Origin of the sequence: Heliomicrobium undosum (assembly GCF_009877425.1) — a bacterium.
GTDB classification, from domain to species: Bacteria; Bacillota; Desulfitobacteriia; order Heliobacteriales; family Heliobacteriaceae; genus Heliomicrobium; species Heliomicrobium undosum.
The window spans coordinates 1-3,349 of sequence record NZ_WXEY01000048.1 but is presented as its reverse complement, the minus strand read 5'-3'; the positions used below and the strand labels follow the sequence as shown (position 1 = coordinate 3,349).

The following is a 3,349-nucleotide window of genomic DNA, read 5'->3' as shown; positions in this document are numbered from 1 at the left end:
ATTTATATTTTGACACAAATCGCTCTTCTTGGTGCGCTTTACTTAAACATAATATTCAACACTCCAGAGACGTTTCAAAAAGAAGTAGTAAATTCCTTTATGTGGATAGGTGCTATAGCGATTCTGCTTATTGACATTTTATTAATTCGTTCTTTAATTAGTGCTGTGGAAAAAGAAACGCTACACGAAGCAAATGAGGCGTATTTAAATCAGGTAAACGAACTGTTCATAACTTTCCGCGCACAAAGACACGATTTTTCAAATCATATTCAGACTGTTAACTCTCTTATAGCACTTAAAAAATATGACCAGGCTAATAAGTATTTAAAAGAATTAGTTAAAGAAACAGCAGATATCAACACAGTATTAAGAGTAAACAATCCAGTCATTGCAGCACTCTTAAGGGTTAAACTTGCTCAAGCGGAACAAAAGTGTATAACTCTCGATTTAATTATAACAAATGATTTCTCCAAAATCCCACTAAAATCTTTTGAGATTGTAAAATTATTAGGTAACCTACTTGATAATGCCATTGAAGCGACAGAAGTTCTTCCTAATGAAGATAGAGTGATAAAACTCAAACTAAGTTGGATGGAAAAGCAATGTTATATTTCTGTAGAAAATCCCTGCAATCTTCTTAATGCAAATATAACAGATAAAGTATTTGATTCAGGTTTTTCTACCAAACATGATCATTCAGGTATTGGGTTAGTTGTTTGTAAGAAAATAATAGAAAAGTATACTGGGACTATAAAAGCTTCTTGCCCATATGGCAAAAATTTTATTGTTGAAGCTAGAATACCGTGCAAGGAGTAAACATGATAAAAAAGGTGTCTAATAAATTGGCAAATTGGCTAGTGACGAAAAGTTACAATGAAGATAAGTACGAGATAGTTGTTTTTGGCCTCGAATATATTTTAAGTTCAATAGTAAGTATAGGTAGTATTCTTTTTATCGGGTGGGCTATTGGGTTATTCAAAGAAGTTACTGTGTTTCTCTTAACCGCTATCCCATTTAGATGGTTATCTGGAGGGGCGCATAGTAGTACCTTTTGGGGGTGCTACTGGATTAGTATTATTACATCAATAGGATTCCCGCTTTTCTCCCAGTATCAATTATTTGATATTATACACAGTGAGCAATGGACTATAGGAATAGCTTTATTTTCATCTATTTTAATGTTCTTATTTGCGCCTAGTAATGCCGTTCATTACGAAGAAGAAAAAAGCATTCGCTTGCTTATCCTTAGGTTGGGTTCTATTGCTTATCCTTATTTATGGTACCTTGTAGCAACTAAGCTACTAGATGATTCAGTGTTGTATCAGGTTTCCATGTGTGGTCTTGCATGGCAAACTTTCACAACAACACCGTTTGGCTATTTTACATTTAAAAGATTTGACCGACTAAAGTTTTTTACTTAAGGAGGTGAGATCATTGTTTTCTTGGTTAAAAAAGAACACATTAAACTATTCCGTTTTTTTCGTTTCCCTCATCGCAGTATTAAGCGTAAAACCTGCATGTTGGAGCTTAGGTTATCAACCTGAGCCCCCTAAAGAATTATTCAAGAAGTAGATTATCGAAAAAAATAAGAGGGTGATCCCATGACCATCCGCGTTGCCATCGCGGAAGACGATCAAATCGTCTGTGATCACCTTGCGGCAATCGTGTCTGCCATGGAAGGATTCCAAGTCATCGGAACCTGTGGTAACGGAGATGAGATTGTGGGGATCGCCCGAACGGGCGCTCCCCACATCATCCTTCTTGACATTGAAATGCCTGGCAAGGATGGTCTTGAAGCAGCTCAGGAGATTTTCAAAATCAATCCGGAAATCGCCTTGATCTTCGTAACGGGGCACACCGATTTTTCACTGGAGGCCTTCGAGGTCAAAGCCTTCGATTACATACTCAAGCCCTTTACGGAAGAACGGGTGATTGTAACACTAAAACGCGTTGCTAAGATCATCACCGCCCTGAAAGTGAAATCTGACGAGGAAAAATCCCGTCTCACCATTAAAAACGGCGGCAAGACGGTCGTCATCGAGGCGAACAGCATCACTCACATTGAGAAATTGAAGGATGTCAAGCGCCTCGTCTTCAACACCGATCAGGCGCGTTATGAACTGCGGCAGACGCTGGAGGAAGTGCTGACCCTGCTGCCGTCGCAATTTTTCCGTTGTCATAAATCGTTTATCATCAACCTGGACCGCGTCGAGTCAGTCCGCCCGAATGGCGTAAACAGCTACATGGCTTACATCGACCAGGGCAAAATCGAAATCCCCGTTGGCAAGAACCACTACGCCGAGATGTTGGAACGCATCGGCGCGAAGCGTGGACGCAACGCTGTAAAGACGGAAACGAAAAAGCGAAGCCAGATCAGCTCCGCCGAAGCCCAGTTAACCAGTTAGATACCTGTTATGTAACCCAATGGAACCAATGCAACCCAATGTAACCCGAAGAAAACCATGTAACCGAAAACAAGCAACGATCGACTATTACTAGCAACTATTCGCGTAAAGTTCAAACGAAATCGATTTTCCCCGGCTCCATCCGTTCAATAGCCGCCAAGGTTTCGATGCGCATGCCTTCGGCCCGCAATGCGGCGCCACCATGCTGAAAGCATTTTTCGATGACGATGCCGGCCCCGGCCAGGCGTGCGCCAGACTGGCGGACAATATCGACGAGTCCTTTCAACGCCTCTCCGTGGGCGAGAAAATCATCGACGATCAAGACAATATCATCTGCCGGCAGGAATTTTTTTGACACGGTGATGTTCACCGACTCCTGCCGTGTGAAGGAATAGATTTGTGAGGTGTACACATCGCTCTGGGTGCTGGCCTTCTTTTTCTTGGCGAAGACGACCGGCACATTGAGGGAAAGCGCCACCGCCGAGGCGACGGCGATCCCGGAGGCTTCCACCGTGAGCACCCGCGTGATGCCCGCACCGGCAAAACGATCCGCCAAATCCTTGCCCATCCGAAGGATGAAGGCCGGGTCGATTTGGTGATTTAAAAAGGTGTCCACCTTGAGGATATGGGTGCCGATCACTTCTCCCTCGGCCAAAATGCGGTCTTTCAATTCCTGCATCGTCAACTCTCCCGTGTACTGCTGATTTTCTGTTGCGGCGCGATTGTTCAATAGTTAACAGGATACCATAAAAACAGACCCCTGACGATACGCTTCCAACCGGCGGCAATCGGGAAGCCCGAAAAAGCGCATAGAGCGGACAAGCCCGTTGCCCAAGCCACTTCGCTTGGGCTAACTTGCGTTCTTCAGTATCCCCCAACTCGGCTGGCCTCCACTGGCTAGGCTCCATCGGTCGGCCTCCAACGGAAGAATCATGATGATAAAA

Annotated in this window: 5 protein-coding genes; 4 read left to right on the top strand and 1 reads right to left on the bottom strand. The window is 43.7% G+C overall.

Annotated features, from left to right (window positions below; all coding sequences use genetic code 11):
- The 4 genes from GTO91_RS17485 to GTO91_RS17470 form a co-directional block, all read left to right on the top strand.
- Positions 1-816, top strand: an 816-nt coding sequence (locus GTO91_RS17485) for a sensor histidine kinase (RefSeq protein WP_161259997.1), incomplete at its 5' end; no start/stop codon positions are given.
- Positions 817-818: 2 nt separating this feature from the next.
- On the top strand, positions 819-1,421 hold the full coding sequence (locus GTO91_RS17480; RefSeq protein WP_161259996.1) for an accessory gene regulator ArgB-like protein: 603 nt from the start codon (positions 819-821) through the stop codon (positions 1,419-1,421).
- A 4-nt stretch (positions 1,422-1,425) separates the two neighbouring features.
- Positions 1,426-1,572: a cyclic lactone autoinducer peptide gene (locus GTO91_RS18830; RefSeq protein WP_407929541.1), complete on the top strand. Its 147-nt coding sequence runs from the start codon at positions 1,426-1,428 to the stop codon at positions 1,570-1,572.
- Between the two features lie 29 nt (positions 1,573-1,601).
- Positions 1,602-2,405: a LytR/AlgR family response regulator transcription factor gene (locus tag GTO91_RS17470; protein WP_161259994.1), complete on the top strand. Its 804-nt coding sequence runs from the start codon at positions 1,602-1,604 to the stop codon at positions 2,403-2,405.
- Between the two features lie 112 nt (positions 2,406-2,517).
- Here GTO91_RS17470 and GTO91_RS17465 read toward each other — a convergent pair whose 3' ends face one another.
- Entirely contained in the window at positions 2,518-3,084 is a 567-nt protein-coding gene (locus tag GTO91_RS17465) for a xanthine phosphoribosyltransferase (RefSeq protein WP_161259993.1), read from the bottom strand.
- Positions 3,085-3,349: the final 265 nt, after the last annotated feature.